This window comes from Spirosoma utsteinense (genome assembly GCF_014282275.1).
GTDB classification, from domain to species: domain Bacteria; phylum Bacteroidota; class Bacteroidia; order Cytophagales; family Spirosomataceae; genus Spirosoma; species Spirosoma utsteinense.
Genome location: NZ_VFIA01000023.1, coordinates 67,388 through 82,804 on the forward strand (window position 1 = coordinate 67,388; position 15,417 = coordinate 82,804).

Below are 15,417 nucleotides of genomic sequence, written 5' to 3' on the forward strand. Positions count from 1 at the left end.
CACTGATTCCGATAGAAAACAGGGTGCCCGTTTAGTGGCTGATAATCAGTGTATTTATGGTAAGGAAAGCCGTTGTTTTTGAACGGCTTCGTTTTTTTATTATCCAATCCCCATTCTGGTAAACATTTCGCTATCTTCCACGCGTTTATAAGTTATACGAGATACGTTACAGGGGGAAGACAACGGGATGGAAAAGGAACCTAACTTCGGCAGTGAATCGACCGGACAGAATAGTGACCCACGCAAAAATGCCGGGAGTCCTATTCAGAATAATAAAGCAACTGTCCGGATACCCATGCTACTAGGGATTACCCTGGCAGGAGGGATGCTTATCGGGGCTACGTTCTTCGGTGGTGCCAAAAGCCTAAACAACATCGGGCGGGGATATACCAAGTACCGCGAGATTCTGCAATTGATCGAAAATAATTACGTCGACACGGTCAACACGGATGAGCTGGTGGATTACTCCATCGAGAAAATGCTCCATAAGCTCGATCCGCATACGGCCTACATGAATCCGCAGGATGCTATTGCCGCCCGTTCGCAGCTCGAAGGTGGTTTCGATGGGATCGGGGTGGAGTTCAATATTTATAAAGACACCGTTTATGTCGTAACGCCCATCTCAGGCGGTCCATCGGAAACGGCCGGGCTGCTGAGTGGCGACCGCATCATAAAAGTCGATAATACGCCCCTCGTTGGTGGTAAGATCGAGAACAGCATGGTGTTCAAAGCCCTGCGTGGCAAACGCGGTACCGATGTGAAGATGACCATTCTTCGTAAAGGCGAGAAAGATCCGAAGGTGTTTACCGTTACCCGCGACCGGATCCCAACCTATTCTGTTGATGCCGCTTACATGGTCGATAGCAAGACGGGCTACATCAAGGTCAACCGCTTTTCTGAAACGACGTACGATGAGTTTAAAGCCGCGCTGGCCTCGCTGAGAGCGCAGGGAATGACCCAGTTGTTAATGGACCTGCGCAACAACCCCGGCGGGTACATGGATCGGGCTACAAGCCTTGCCGACGAGTTTATTTCGGGCAACAAGCTGCTGGTTTATACCGATGGCAAAGACAACCGGTATGACCGCCAGACCCATGCCCGTATTGCCGGTCAGTTTGAAGAGGGACCGCTGGTTGTTCTGGTCGACGAGGGCAGCGCATCGGCATCGGAGATTGTGGCCGGTGCGTTACAGGACCACGACCGGGCTCTGATTGCCGGTCGGCGGTCGTTTGGCAAAGGACTGGTGCAGATGCCGGTACAGCTATCCGACGGTTCGGAACTGCGTCTGACGATCTCGCGCTACTACACCCCCAGCGGCCGCAGCATCCAGAAACCCTATGTGATGGGCCAGGAAGGTGACTACGAGAAAGACCTCGAACTACGCTCGAAACGCGGTGAATATTATATCGCCGACTCCATAAAGAACGACCCGAAACTGAAGTTCAAAACCGACGGTGGGCGGGTGGTCTATGGCGGTGGCGGTATAACCCCGGACTATTTTATCCCGCGCGATTCAACCTGGCAGACGCCGTACCTCATTCAGTTATACGGCAAGAACATCATCCGCGAGTTTGCCATGGAATACGCCAACGACAACCGGGCCAAACTCGACAAAATGTCGTTCGCCGATTTCGACCGGTCGGCGCTGATCAATGATGAGCAGATGAATCGGCTGGTGAAAGCTGCGTCTGCTGAAGGCATCAAGTTTAACGAGAAAGAATACGGCCGCTCAAAAAACTACATCCGGACACAGATCAAAGCATTGGTCGCGCGGAGTGTCTATCAGAAAAAGAATAAAGCCGGTCAGAACAACGAATTCTTCAAAGTCATCGGTGAGTCGGATGATACGTACCAGAAAGCGCTGAAACTTTTTGACCGGGCCGGCAAACTCGAAAGCGGCACGTTCACGTATAACGCCCCGGAGAGGAAGTAGCTTTTAGGGAGGAAGGAGGAGAGGGAGGATGGAGGAAAAGGAGCTGACGCATGCTGGCGAAAGCAATCCCTTTTCTCCATCCTCCCTCTCCTCCTTCCTCCCTTTCTCCTTATTCCAACGGCTTTGGGCGTTTGCTGAATTGGTATACCAGGCCCAGGTATGACTGCATGACCCCGATCTTGAAATCCTGACGGGCGTAGGGAGCGACCTCAAAGGCGGCACGCAGGTTGGGCAGGAAGGGGACTTTAGCCCGGATGCCCACATGCAGCGAGTAGCCTTCCAGCACGTCGCGGTCGTCCAATCCGTTCAGGGCATTGAAACGAACGCCCAGCCCGGTATAATAACTGATGTTTTCCCGCCGAACCACATTGACCATCGGACAGATCGTTGTGCTGAGCGAACCGAATACGGTATTCATCTGGATGCGGGCATCGAGCCAGAGCGCCCGGTCGGCGTTGGTGCTGACCGACATAACCGAGTTGAAGGGGTAGTAGGCAACGGATGCTTGACCGAAGGCCGTGATGCCAACGAGAAGAAGCAAAGCGGTAAGGGTATTTTTCATGGGCGCAAAACAACGACTTTATACGCACAAAAAAGCCGGACAGCGTGCAAAACGACTGTCCGGCTTTTTCGTAGCCCGCTGGGCTTGATCAGTGCATGGTGATGTTTGCCGGGTGAATGAACCCAAATAGGCTCACTGTCGAAAGGTATATCGGGAACGTTTGGGGTTTGCGCTATTGAACGGGAGAGCACGAAGGCTGCTCGCCGATGATTTACTTCATGGTTATCAGTCGCTTGGGTAGTTGTTCCTGGAAGCCGGGCGTGCTGAGCCTGAATGTACGCTCCTGCCGTTGAACGCCATCGGTAATGACAAAGGTGTAGACCCCGTCGCCAACGGCGCTCAAGTCGAAGCACTGGTGAAACTTTGCTTCTTTTTTAGGAAGCCATTCCGAGAAAAGTACCTTTCCTTTGGCGTCGCACATATCGACGCGAATCTGTCCAAGCTGATTTACCCGCTCAATGTTGAGCCATACTTTGGATGGTTCAAGGGCCGGGTACATGGCTGTTTCAAACGTTTTCTCTTCGTAATAAGGGCCACCCTGACCCAAGACCAGCGACGAGGCCATCAGGCTCATTACTGCTGTTTTTGCGAACCAACCTCTAACCGTTCTCATGACGCTTCATCTGTTTTTACATACCCGAGTCGTTCGGATACGCAGAAAAGATGCAACTCAGAATGAGCGTGTTGCGTCGATTGGATAAGCGGCCACGATGCATGATAAATGGCTGGCGGGTGCTGGAAGACAGGATTGAAGACGTAGTATTATCGTGGCGTTGCGCACCCTGCCAGTGGGCAACGCCCCTGGTAGTGGTGGTAAAGCCCTGGTAGTGGTGGCAACGTCCCTGCCAGTGGCTGAAAGCCCTTGTAGTGGGTATAGTACCCTATAGTTTATCAACGTAGTGGTGGAGCCGTACAGCCGTACTCGAAACGAAATGACAGAAATCAACCAGTGGACAAAGCCCCTGGTAGTGGTGGCTGTAAGTAATAGACTAAAAAGAGGGCTGTTGTCGTGTTACAACGTTTAATTGTGTCACGACAACAGCCCTCTCCTTTTATACTACGTTCAGCAAACGGCCTTACTTCATCATCTTGTTCAGCTTGCCGGATGCCTGCATGGTGTTCATCTTCTTCATCATTTTTCGCATTTCGTCGAACTGCTTCAGCAGGTTATTCACCTGGGTAAGGTCGGTGCCGCTACCGGCGGCAATGCGTTTCTTGCGGCTACCGTCGATCATGTCGGGGCGGGCGCGTTCCTTGGGTGTCATCGAACTGATGATGGCTTCGATGGGCTTGAACGAATCATTGTCGATATCGAGGTCTTTCACCATCTTACCCATACCCGGAATCATACCGAGCAGGTCCTTGACGTTACCCATCTTCTTGATCTGCTGGAGCTGGCTCAGGAAGTCGTCGAAGTCGAACTGGTTCTTGCGCATCTTGGCGTTGATGCGTTTCGCTTCATCTTCGTCAAAGGCTTGCTGCGCCCGTTCTACCAGCGAAATAACGTCGCCCATACCCAAAATCCGGCTGGCCATCCGGTCGGGGTAGAACACGTCGAGGGCTTCCATTTTCTCGCCCGTACTGATGAACTTGATGGGTTTGCTGACAATGCTTTTGATCGACAGGGCCGCTCCACCCCGTGCATCGCCGTCGAGCTTGGTCAATACCACGCCGTCGAAGTTAAGCCGGTCGTTGAAGGTCTTGGCCGTATTGACTGCATCCTGGCCCGTCATGGAGTCGACAACGAACAACGTTTCGGTGGGGGAGATAGCCCGTTTAACGGCTTCGATCTCTTTCATCATCGCTTCATCGACGGCCAGACGTCCGGCCGTGTCGACAATAACGACTTTCTTCCCTGTTTTGCGGGCATGGCTGATGCCGTTCAGCGCAATACTGACGGCGTCCTTATTATCCGGTTCTGCGTAGACTTCAACGCCCACCTGTTCGCCCAGCACCTTGAGCTGGTCGATAGCGGCCGGGCGGTAAATGTCATCGGCAACGAGCAACACGCTGCGGCCCTGCTTTTTCAGATAAGCGGCCAGCTTACCCGAGAACGTCGTTTTCCCCGACCCCTGCAAACCAGCGATCAGAATAACGGCCGGGTCGCCTTTGATGTTAATCCCTTCGGCTTCGCCACCCATCAGTTCGGTCAGCTCTTCCTGCACGATCTTGACGAACAACTGCCCGGGTTCTACCGAGATCAGGACTTTGCGGTCGAGGGCTTTATCACGAATCCGGTCGGTGATGTCTTTGGCGACCTTATAGTTTACGTCGGCATCGGTAAGGGCGCGACGCACTTCCTTGATGGTCGTGGCAACGTTAATTTCAGTAATGCGGCCCTGCCCTTTGAGGGTTTTGATGGCCTTATTGAGTTTATCCTGGAGTGTGTCGAACATAGTCTATGGCAAACGATGCCGTAAAGATAACAGTTTCCGGCGGGCATACGCAGACCTGTCGGCAAGCAGTGAGATAGGGTCCCTACCACCTATCGAAAATATGGTATTGTTTATGTGATACCCAACGTAAGACAATTATTTCATCTTTTTACGCGTACTTCATAAAGTAATTGTATTAATCTACGTTATATTTGGGCTAATCGATTTGTGCTCGCACAGGTCTGTTTGGAAACGATTGTACTACTTTCTATAACACTGTCCTATGAGAACTGAGATGAGGGAGCGCGGGCTAGGGTGGCTACTACTAGGTGCATGCATCGTGTGTGTGTCGCTCAATTCGGCCAAGGCGGCTGGGCCGGACCAGAGTATGCCAAGAGAGAAGACCAGTACCGATTCGCCAACAAAATCCGAAACCAACAAACGCGCTAAATCGACTGTTCTCGTTCGGAACACGAGCAATAAGACAGGTACTACGGCCTCGACGGCTGCGGTAAAAACGGAGGCTCCAGCCGAAAAAAAGACCATTAGCCGGTGCTGGAAACGACTCATGGGCATGGCCCGCGAAATACGACACGCGCATACGAAGAATAAATAACGACTACTTTACTTACGCCAAAGCCAGTGCCCAACGGTCGATCCAGACTGTTGGGCACTGGCTTTTTCAGGCCCCACCCACAACGGAAAGCTTAACATAGGGGAGCCATCGTTAACGGTCCCTTAATATGATCGCCCGTACTTTTGTGCCGCCAAAATCGAGTAACTGCTGCTAATAAGTTGAGCTGTCCTATAGATCAACATTTAATCTACTTTTCTTTCAATTTTCCTCAAACTTTCTACTTCTATGACGAGACACGTATACCGGAACAGGTGGCTGTTCCGTGCCGCAACGCCTGTGGCCGTGCAGTTAGCGCTTGTCGTTATGGCCCCCCATTTGGTGGGAGCCGCTGACAGTTGGGCTTTCAGAAACAGGGTGCACCTTACCCTGACAGCTCATGAACATAACTGGCGGGCCGATCAACCCGTGACGGGGACCATCAGCGATGATAAAGGCGAAGTACTGCCGGGCGTAAGCGTCGTCGTAAAAGGCACGCAGCGCGGTACCACGACCGATGCCAACGGGCAGTACACTATTACCGTCCCCGATGCGTCAGCCACGCTGATTTTCTCCTTTGTCGGTTATCTGCCGCAGGAAGTTGTCGTAGGCAACCAAAGCACGCTGAGCGTTACGCTGAAACCCGACTCAAAATCGCTGGAAGAGGTGGTCGTGGTTGGCTACGGTACGCAAAAGAAAGTGAACCTGACCGGGGCCGTCGACCAGGTGACGAGCGAGGTGCTCGACAACCGGTCGCTGCCCAACCTGAGCCAGGGCTTGCAGGGTACCATTCCTAACCTTAACCTGACCATGGGCGATGGTAAGCCTACGCAGTCGCCGTCCTACAACATTCGGGGCACAACGTCTATTGGGCAGGGTGGCAGCGCACTGGTGCTGATCGACGGGGTCGAAGGCGATCCGAGCCGACTCAATCCAAACGACGTCGCCACAGTATCGGTCCTGAAAGATGCGGCCTCGGCGGCTATCTACGGAGCGAGGGGTGCGTTCGGGGTGGTGCTGATCACGACAAAAAGCCCAACCAAAGATCGGACCAGCTTCACCTACTCGGTTAACCATTCTATCAAAAGCCCGACGACGGTGCCGAAGTACGTAACGAATGGCTACGAGTTTGCGAGGATGTTCAACGAAGGCTGGTCGGCCTGGAACGACTACGCACAAACGCCCCAGAACATCAACAAGACGGTGCGGTTCTCGCCCGCTTACCTGACCGAACTGGAGCGACGGAATAACGACCCATCGCTGCCCAAAACAACGGTCGATCCAGCAACGGGCGAGTATGTCTATTACGAGAATACCGACTGGTATAGTGAACTCTACAAAAAGAGCACTAGCGCCACCGAGCATAATCTGTCGTTCTCGGGTAGCAGTGGCAAAGCCGATTTTTACGTAACCGGCCGTTACTACGCGCAGGATGGTATCTTCAAGTACAATTCCGATGACTACAAAATCCTGAGTCTGCGGGCCAAGGGCTCTATCCAGATTTACCCGTGGCTGAAGATTGGCAACAACGCCGATTTCTCGTCCATGAAATACCACAACCCACTGAACGTAGGCGAAGGAGGCAGTATCTGGCGGAACATCTCGGACGAAGGGCATACCGTTGCGCCGATGTTCAACCCCGATGGTACGCTGACCTACTCGGCGGCCTATACGGTCGGTGATTTCTGGTACGGTAAGAACGGTATCGACATGGACCGGCGGGTGTTCCGGAACACGGCCGATTTCTCAACGAAGTTCGTCAACAACACCTTTCGGGTGAATGGAAACTTCACGTTCCAGACCACCGACAATAACGAATTTCGCACCCGCGTACCGGTGCCCTACAGCCGCAAACCGGGCGTCATTGAATACGTTGGTACCAATTACAACGACCTCCAGAATCTCTACCGCGAGACGTTCTATACGGCCACGAACCTGTATGCCGAATACGAACCCCAGCTTGGTGTTAATCATTACGTAAAAGCACTGGCCGGGTACAACTATGAGCAGTCGTCGTTCAAACGGCTGGAACTGGTTCGCAACGGACTCATTTATCCCGACGCAACAGACATCAACCTGGCCCTGGGGCAGTCGATCAACACCAGTGGCGGCTCGGAGAAATGGGCAATCCTCGGCGGTTTCTACCGCCTGAACTATTCCTTCAAAGACCGCTACCTGCTCGAACTGAATGGCCGCTACGACGGCTCGTCGAAGTTCCCGACCAGCCAGCGCTACGCCTTCTTCCCGTCGGTGTCGGCGGGTTGGCGCCTGTCTAACGAGTCGTTCTGGAACGTATCGCCCAAAGCCATCACCGATCTGAAAATCAGGGCTTCGTACGGGTCGCTGGGTAACGGCAGCATCGCTTCCTACGCTTTTCAGGAGCAGTTCGCCATTTCGCAGTCTGGCCGGGTGCTGAACGGGGTCAGGCCGCAGAAGACCGGTCAGCCAACGGTTATCCCCGAGGGGCTGACCTGGGAAACGTCGACCACGGCTGATATTGGCCTGGACCTGGGTATGCTCAACAACCGCCTGACGTTTACTGGCGACGCCTACATCCGGAAAACGACCGGCATGTTCACCACCGGGATGACCTTACCGGCCGTGTTTGGAACCGACGTGCCGAAAGGTAACTACGCCGACCTGACGACGCGGGGTTGGGAAGCTGTGCTGACGTGGCGCGACAAGCGGCAGGTGGCCAGCAAACCGTTCAATTACGAAGTGCGCCTGACCATGTCCGACTATCAGGCCACGATCGACAAGTTCAACAACCCCAACCAGCGCCTGACGGATTATTACGCCGGGCAGAAAGTGGGCGAGATCTGGGGCTTCGAAACGGCGGGGTACTTCACGTCGCTCGATGATATTGCCAATTCGCCGAAGCAGAACCTGTACAAAGCGTCGAACACGGGGCAATTGCTGCCGGGCGATATCAAGTTCCGAGACCTCAACGGCGATGGCGTTATCAACAACGGCGACAATACCGTTGGCAACCCCGGCGACCGGCGGGTTATTGGCAACTCGACCCCCCGTTACACTTACGGCATCATGCTGGGGGCCGACTGGAACAACTTCTTTATCTCGACTTTCTTCCAGGGCGTTGCCAAACAGGATTGGTGGCCGGGTTCGGAAGCGGGTATTTTCTGGGGTCAGTACAACCGCCCGTACGGCAAGCTGCCGGAGTGGCAACTGGGTAACATCTGGTCGGAAGAAAACCCCAACGCCTACCTGCCCCGCTACCGTGGCTACGTAGCGCAGAACGGGGCCGGTGAGCTGGCGCAGGCCCAGACCAAATACCTCCAGAACGCGGCTTACCTCCGGATGAAGAACATTCAGGTGGGGTATAACCTGCCCCGGACGCTGATCCAGAAAATAGGGATGAGTACTGCCCGTGTGTTTGTATCAGGCGAGAACCTGCTGACCTGGTCACCGCTCTACAAAATCACCCGCGATCTGGATATCGAGAATATTGGCCGGTCTGATCAGGTGATAACAGACGGCAACAGTGGCAATGGCAACAACTACCCGATTCTGAAAAGCTTCACGATGGGCTTGTCGGCCACTTTCTAACCCATAAATGCGAACGATTATGAACAAAAGATATAGCTTACTCTTCCTGCTGGGCCTCTTTCTGGCCGGATGCAGCGAACTGGAGCAGGTACCCGAATCGACCGCTACCCGAGATGCCGTATTCGGCAGTGTCGGTGGTCTGGATCTGTACGTCAATTCCTTTTACGAGGGGACCAACACGGGTGTTTTGCCCACTGGGAACGACATCATCCGAAGCGATGAAATGGCCGATTTTGCGGCCCGGACGCAGGTGCCGGACTTTTTGCGCGATGGTGCCTATGGCCCGCGTCAAAGTACGGGCTGGGATTGGCGGCCGCTGCGGAATATCAACTTTTTCATTGCCAACTGCACCGACCCCGCTATTCCGCTCGACACGCGAAAGCATTATATCGGATTGGCCCGTTTTTTCAGAGCCTGGTTTTACTTCGATAAAGTGAAGCGTTTTGGCGACGTTCCCTGGATTGGACAGGCGGTTGGTATCGATGATCCGGCCCTGTACAATGGCCGCGACCCGCGCGCGGTCGTGATGGACTCGGTGCTGGCCGACCTGGATTTTGCCACCCAGAACATCAAAACTACGACCGATAACTCCCGTAGCCTGATCACGAAAAGTGTGGCCTATGGCTTCAAGTCGCGGGTGTGTCTGTTCGAAGGAACCTTCCGGAAATACCGCACCAGCTATAACCTCGGCAGTACGGCTAGCAAGTGGCTGACCGAAGCCGTCAACGCGGCCGACATGGTGATCAAAGAGGGCGGATTCAGTCTGAACGAAACGGGAGGCAATGACCGGTCGTACCGGCAGCTGTTCATCAATACCACTCCGGTAACCAACGAGATCATGCTCTCGGCCGTTGCCGACCCTACGCTCAGCGTCTATAACGATGCCAACTGGTGGTGGACCAGCGCGACCTACGGAGCACGGGTGAGCCTGATCCGGACGTTCGTCAACACCTACCTGAACATCGACGGGACGCCTTTCACCGATAAGCCGGGTTACCAGACGCTGACGTTTATGGACGAGGTGAAAGGCCGCGACAAGCGCCTGCAACAGACGATCCGGATGGGGAACTACACCCGCACGAATGCAGGTGCCGTAGAAGCCGCTCCGCCCATTTTCTCCTACACCTATACGGGGTACATGCCCATCAAGTGGTCGCTGGACGATACGTATTACGATGGCGGCACCCGGAATATCAATTCGATTTCCCTGATGCGGTATGCCGAGATTCTCTTGAACTACGCCGAAGCCAAAACGGAACTTGGTACGCTTACCAACGACGACTGGGCCAAAACGGTGGGTGCGCTGCGTAAACGGGCGGGTATCACGGCGGGCCTGACCACAAAACCCACGGTGGCCGATGCCTATCTGAAAGCCAATTACTTTCCGAACATTTCGGACCCGACGCTGCTGGAAGTCCGGCGGGAGCGGGGGATCGAGCTGGTGCTGGAAGGGTTCCGGTTCTCGGATATCATCCGCTGGAACCGGGGCCAGTTGATGGAGCAGACCTGGAACGGCTTCTACGTACCCGCCCTGGATAAACCACTCGATTTAAACGAAGATGGCAAGAACGACGTCGTGTTTTACAAAGTGAAACCAGCTACCCAACTGGCGGGCGTCACCTACATCAACGTGGCCGAAACGGTTAACGGAACGCCCAACCCACAGCGGCTCAAGAACGACACCTCCGGCGAGTTGATCTGGTTGAATAACATTACCCGGAAGTGGGATGACAAGTTCTATCTCTACCCCATCCCGGAGAACGACCGGCTCGTGAACCCTAAAATTGGGCAGAACCCCGGCTGGTAGAAATTGACAGGCTTGTGGTTTGTTGGTTGGGCGTTGTGGTTCAAAGCCGGATGCGCCCGCCGACAAACCACGAACTAGAACCGTTTAAACTCAACACAAATGCGCGTACTGATTTTTTTCTTGCTAAGTAGTCTATTGATTTCTGAAGCTTCGTTTGCTCAAAAAGATACCCCCATCATCGTTGCCAGTTATAACCTCCGTTACGACAACAAAGGCGATGGAATCAATGCCTGGCCCAACCGGAAAGAGCAGGTAAAAGCGTTGATCCGTTTCCATGAGTTCGATCTGTTCGGTACGCAGGAAGCCCTGCGCAACCAGCTGAACGACGTTGCCGAACTGAAGGGTTTTGCCTTCATCGGTGCTGGTCGCGACGATGGGAAGGAAGCCGGTGAGCACTCGGCTATTTTCTACAAAAAAGACCGGTTCAAGGTCCTGCAATCCGGCAATTTCTGGCTGAGCGAAACCCCCGACAAACCCGGTAAAGGCTGGGACGCTACCTGCTGCAACCGCATCTGTTCGTGGGCTAAGTTCAACGATCAGACAACGAAGAAAGAGTTCTACTTTTTCAGCGTTCACTTCGACCACCAGGGTGTTGAAGCGCGCCGGGAGTCGGGCAAGCTGATGGTGAAAAAGATCAAAGAGATTGCCGGGAATACGCCGGTCTTACTGGCTGGCGATTTTAACTCGACGCCCGAAACGGAGCAGATCAAAACCATTGGAACGTTGCTCAATGATTCGCGCAGCGTATCGGCCAGCGCGCCCTACGGGCCGGAGGGAACCTTCAACAGCTTCAAATTCGATGCGCCCATGGACAAACGTATCGACTACATTTTTGTCAGCAAGCAGTTCGACGTCCTCAAGTACGGTGTCCTGACCGACGCCTTCGAACAGCGCTACCCATCCGACCACCAACCGGTGATGATCAGCGTAGTGCAGAAGTAATAGTGCATTGGAATCAACCCCGTCGGGGTGGCCTGTCAATAGCTAAGAACCCTTCCTGTGAAATAACGCAAGCGCCGTAGGGGCGACCTAACTCCCAGATCGCACCTACGGCGCTTGACATTGACGTCTTTTTTTTGTCTTTTTTTGTCATCCCGACGCCAGGAGGGATCTTCGGTAAGTTGGAGCACTTCGTCTTGTCCGAAGATCCCTCCTAGCGTCGGGATGACAAAAAAAGACAAAAAAGTCATGATGACTATCCTATCATAAAACCTACCGGGAGGACGAGACTTTGGCGGCTGCTGACTTTTCGACTTCTTTCTTCACCGCTTCCCGCTGATCGTCGCGCAGGGTAGGGTAGGTGATACCCAACTGCTCCAGATACGTTTTGTACTTGGAAGGGTCGTAGTAAAACTTCTCCAGTTTCGGCTTGAACTCGGTCATTATCTTCTTGTTCAGATAGATGGCTGGTTGTTCTTTTGGCGAGATCAACGGCTCATACTTGATGTCTTTGGTTTGCTCATCTTTGTAATAGGCCCAGGCTTCCTTGATGATCTCCGGTTTCAGCAGCATATCCAGCAGCGTCATAGCCTCCGCTTTAGCACCCGCAACGATGCCTTTGTGGGCAATAGGCGTCGCCATTGAAATGGCATTGGCCCAGTGGTGACCGGGCAGGCCGGGAATGTTGCTTGGGTAACGCAGCACAATAGTTGGCAGCGACCAGGAGATGTCGGCAATATCATCGGAGCCGCCACCCATCGGTGTCATGGCCTGGCCACCCATCATCACAACCGGGGCCGTTGAGGCAGGCATACCCATCGAGTCCAGTTTTACGGCCAGTCCTTCCACTTTGGGTGCCTGAAGTTCGAGTTGAGAGGCTCGCGCCAGCAACTGGTCATCGGCGCTCCAGGTAGGTAATCCTACTTTTTTGATATTCTCGTACATGGCCGCTGCAATCGGGCGGTTGGTGTGTACCGGCCAGGCCGATCCCAAGATCTCGTAGGTGAACTTGGTATCGGTCATCATGGCGGCCCCTTCGGCTATTTTCATGCCTGTTTCAAAGAGCTTCTTGATCTTGGGGTACGTCCGTTCGCGGAAATAGTACCAGACAGCGGCCTTCGAAGGGACAACGTTCGGCTGGTCGCCCCCGTCAGGAATGACGTAGTGCGAACGCTGGGTGAGTTCGAGGTGCTCGCGCCGGTAGTTCCAGCCGACGTTCATGAGTTCGACCGCATCGAGGGCCGAGCGGCCCCGCCAGGGCGCACCCGCTGCGTGAGCGGCCTGCCCTTCGAAATTAAATCTCACCGATATGAGTCCGTTATACCCATTGTCGCCCCAGGCAACGCTGAGGTTGTTGGCAACGTGGGTGAAAATGCAGGCGTCTACATCTTTGAAATACCCGTCGCGCACGTAAAAAGCTTTGGTGCCTACAAGCTCTTCGGCTACACCGGGCCAGAGCATGAGCGTACCGGGGATTTTTTCCCGCTCCATGAGTTTTTTTACCGCCAGCACCGCCACGATGTTGAGAGCCTGACCCGAGTTATGCCCTTCGCCGTGGCCGGGAGCACCTTCTACAATCGGCTCTTTGTAGGCGACACCGGGTTTCTGGCTGGCCTTTGGAATGCAGTCGATGTCGGAGCCAACCGCAATGAGTGGCTTGCCCGACCCCCAGGTGGCAATCCAGGCAGTGGGGATACCGGCAATGCCTTTCTGAACGGTAAAGCCTTCTTTTTCCAGCAGGGTAGTCAGGTATTTGAACGATTCTTCTTCCTGAAAGCCAAGTTCAGAAAAACTAAACAGCATGTCATTAATCTGCTGGGCCTGCACCTTATTGGCTTCAACGGCGGCCACCGCTTCGGCTTTGAGTTTTTCGATGCGGTCGTTTGGCTTACCCGTTTTTTTCGACTGAGCGAACAGCAGCACCGGGAGCAGGATTAATCCCAATAAAAGATTTGTACAGTATTTCATAGGTATCGCAAAATTTTGTGAGGTATTTCTGAGGATTAGCTCCTAAAAATAAGGAAACTATCCTGTTTATACGAATTTGACTTTTCCGAGTTGCTCAGCGCTGGAGAACGGGGATATTAACCGTCAGCTGAAGCGAGCGCGAGTTGGCCATCCGGGTTATGCATAGTACGCGTCAGGAACATCGACAACTTCCCATTTAAAGCGTAACTCCTCTGCCGGTGTCGGCAAAAGATTGATTTGGGTAGCCATGAGTGGGTGCGGAATCATTAAATCTTCCTGCTGATTCTAAAAATCAGCACTCAATAAACGGGCTACAGTAATTTTCGTCAGCCTGTAACGCCTTTATAACTACTTTTGCGGCTCAGTTTTGTATCGTAGTTTTCAATCGTTTATACCCTGGTCCAATGGAAAAAATTAAAGTGGCAAATCCGGTTGTCGAACTGGATGGCGACGAAATGACTCGCATAATCTGGAAGTTTATCAAAGACAAGCTGATTCTGCCTTACGTTGACGTTGATATCAAATATTATGACCTTGGCATCGAATACCGGGATGAAACCAACGACCAGGTGACCATCGATGCGGCCAATGCGATCAAAGAATATGGCGTTGGCATCAAGTGTGCCACCATTACGCCCGACGAAGACCGCGTTAAGGAGTTCAATCTGAAGCAGATGTGGAAGTCGCCTAACGGCACGATCCGCAATATTCTGGACGGTACCGTGTTCCGCGAGCCAATCGTGATGAACAACGTACCTCGTTTGGTTACCAACTGGACCGCCCCCATCATCGTGGGTCGTCACGCGTTTGGCGATCAGTACCGGGCTACCGATTTCCTGGTACCGGGTAAGGGTAAGCTGACCATGAAGTTCGAAGGCGAAGACGGAACGGTGCAGGAGTATGAAGTATTCAACTTCCCCGGCGCTGGTGTAGCCATGGGTATGTACAACCTGGACGAGTCGATCCGTGGTTTTGCCAAAGCCTGTTTCAATATGGCGTTGCAGAAAAACTGGCCGCTCTACCTGTCAACGAAGAACACGATCCTGAAAAAATACGACGGTCGTTTCAAGGATATCTTCCAGGAAATCTACGATGCCGAATTTGCCGGTAAAGTTCATTACGAACACCGCCTGATCGACGACATGGTTGCTTCTGCTCTGAAATGGGAAGGTAATTTCGTATGGGCCTGCAAAAACTACGACGGCGACGTTCAGTCGGACACTATCGCGCAGGGCTTCGGTTCACTGGGGCTGATGACGTCTGTACTGGTTACGCCCGATGGCCAGACGATGGAAGCCGAAGCGGCTCACGGTACGGTGACCCGTCACTACCGCGAGTACCAGAAAGGCAACAAAACCTCGACCAACCCGATTGCATCGATTTACGCCTGGACGCGTGGTCTGGCCTTCCGGGGTCTGCTGGACGGCAACCACGAGCTGATCGATTTTGCCAACGCGCTGGAAGCCGTTTGTGTTGAAACCGTTGAAAGCGGCAAAATGACGAAAGATCTGGCCCTGTCGGCCTATCCTGTCGGCACGAAGCTAACGGCTGGTGAGCATTACATGAACACCGAAGATTTCCTCGATGCGCTGGATACGAATCTGAAAGCAAAGCGGGGACTGGCTTAACGCCTGATCCATACACAATTCGTGC

At 53.5% G+C, this 15,417-nt stretch carries 10 protein-coding genes; 6 read left to right on the forward strand and 4 right to left on the reverse strand.

Features of this window, described 5'->3' with window-relative positions; genetic code table 11:
- Nucleotides 1-187: 187 nt before the first annotated feature.
- Entirely contained in the window at nt 188-1,933 is a 1,746-nt protein-coding gene (locus FH603_RS17850; RefSeq protein WP_186738952.1) for a S41 family peptidase, read from the forward strand.
- Nucleotides 1,934-2,042: 109 nt separating this feature from the next.
- Here the strand turns inward: FH603_RS17850 and FH603_RS17855 are convergent, their stop codons facing one another.
- From FH603_RS17855 to ffh, 3 genes are all read right to left on the reverse strand, one after another.
- Nucleotides 2,043-2,495 carry a hypothetical protein gene (locus FH603_RS17855; RefSeq protein WP_186738953.1) on the reverse strand — a complete coding sequence of 151 codons (453 nt, stop codon included), beginning with the start codon at nt 2,493-2,495 and terminating at the stop codon, nt 2,043-2,045.
- 211 nt (nt 2,496-2,706) lie between these two features.
- The gene (locus tag FH603_RS17860) at nt 2,707-3,108 is read right to left on the reverse strand and encodes a hypothetical protein (RefSeq protein WP_186738954.1); all 402 of its coding nucleotides are present in this window, start codon (nt 3,106-3,108) and stop codon (nt 2,707-2,709) included.
- A gap of 463 nt (nt 3,109-3,571) precedes the next feature.
- Nucleotides 3,572-4,891, reverse strand: a complete 1,320-nt coding sequence (gene ffh / locus FH603_RS17865; RefSeq protein ID WP_186738955.1) for a signal recognition particle protein — start codon at nt 4,889-4,891, stop codon at nt 3,572-3,574.
- A gap of 262 nt (nt 4,892-5,153) precedes the next feature.
- Here ffh and FH603_RS17870 point away from each other — a divergent pair, with 262 nt between their 5' ends.
- The 4 genes from FH603_RS17870 (at nt 5,154) to FH603_RS17885 (ending at nt 11,799) form a co-directional block, all read left to right on the forward strand.
- Nucleotides 5,154-5,486 carry a hypothetical protein gene (locus FH603_RS17870; protein WP_186738956.1) on the forward strand — a complete coding sequence of 111 codons (333 nt, stop codon included), beginning with the start codon at nt 5,154-5,156 and terminating at the stop codon, nt 5,484-5,486.
- A 246-nt stretch (nt 5,487-5,732) separates the two neighbouring features.
- Entirely contained in the window at nt 5,733-9,050 is a 3,318-nt protein-coding gene (locus FH603_RS17875) for a SusC/RagA family TonB-linked outer membrane protein (RefSeq protein WP_235985575.1), read from the forward strand.
- Nucleotides 9,051-9,069: 19 nt separating this feature from the next.
- Nucleotides 9,070-10,857 carry a RagB/SusD family nutrient uptake outer membrane protein gene (locus tag FH603_RS17880; RefSeq protein WP_186738957.1) on the forward strand — a complete coding sequence of 596 codons (1,788 nt, stop codon included), beginning with the start codon at nt 9,070-9,072 and terminating at the stop codon, nt 10,855-10,857.
- Nucleotides 10,858-10,956: 99 nt separating this feature from the next.
- On the forward strand, nt 10,957-11,799 hold the full coding sequence (locus FH603_RS17885) for an endonuclease/exonuclease/phosphatase family protein (RefSeq protein ID WP_186738958.1): 843 nt from the start codon (nt 10,957-10,959) through the stop codon (nt 11,797-11,799).
- A 270-nt stretch (nt 11,800-12,069) separates the two neighbouring features.
- Here FH603_RS17885 and FH603_RS17890 read toward each other — a convergent pair whose 3' ends face one another.
- Nucleotides 12,070-13,764 (reverse strand): amidohydrolase, encoded by a 1,695-nt coding sequence (locus FH603_RS17890; RefSeq protein WP_186738959.1) that lies wholly within the window; start codon nt 13,762-13,764, stop codon nt 12,070-12,072.
- 404 nt (nt 13,765-14,168) lie between these two features.
- Between FH603_RS17890 and FH603_RS17895 the strand changes: the two genes are divergently transcribed.
- Nucleotides 14,169-15,392: an NADP-dependent isocitrate dehydrogenase gene (locus FH603_RS17895; RefSeq protein WP_186738960.1), complete on the forward strand. Its 1,224-nt coding sequence runs from the start codon at nt 14,169-14,171 to the stop codon at nt 15,390-15,392.
- Nucleotides 15,393-15,417: the final 25 nt, after the last annotated feature.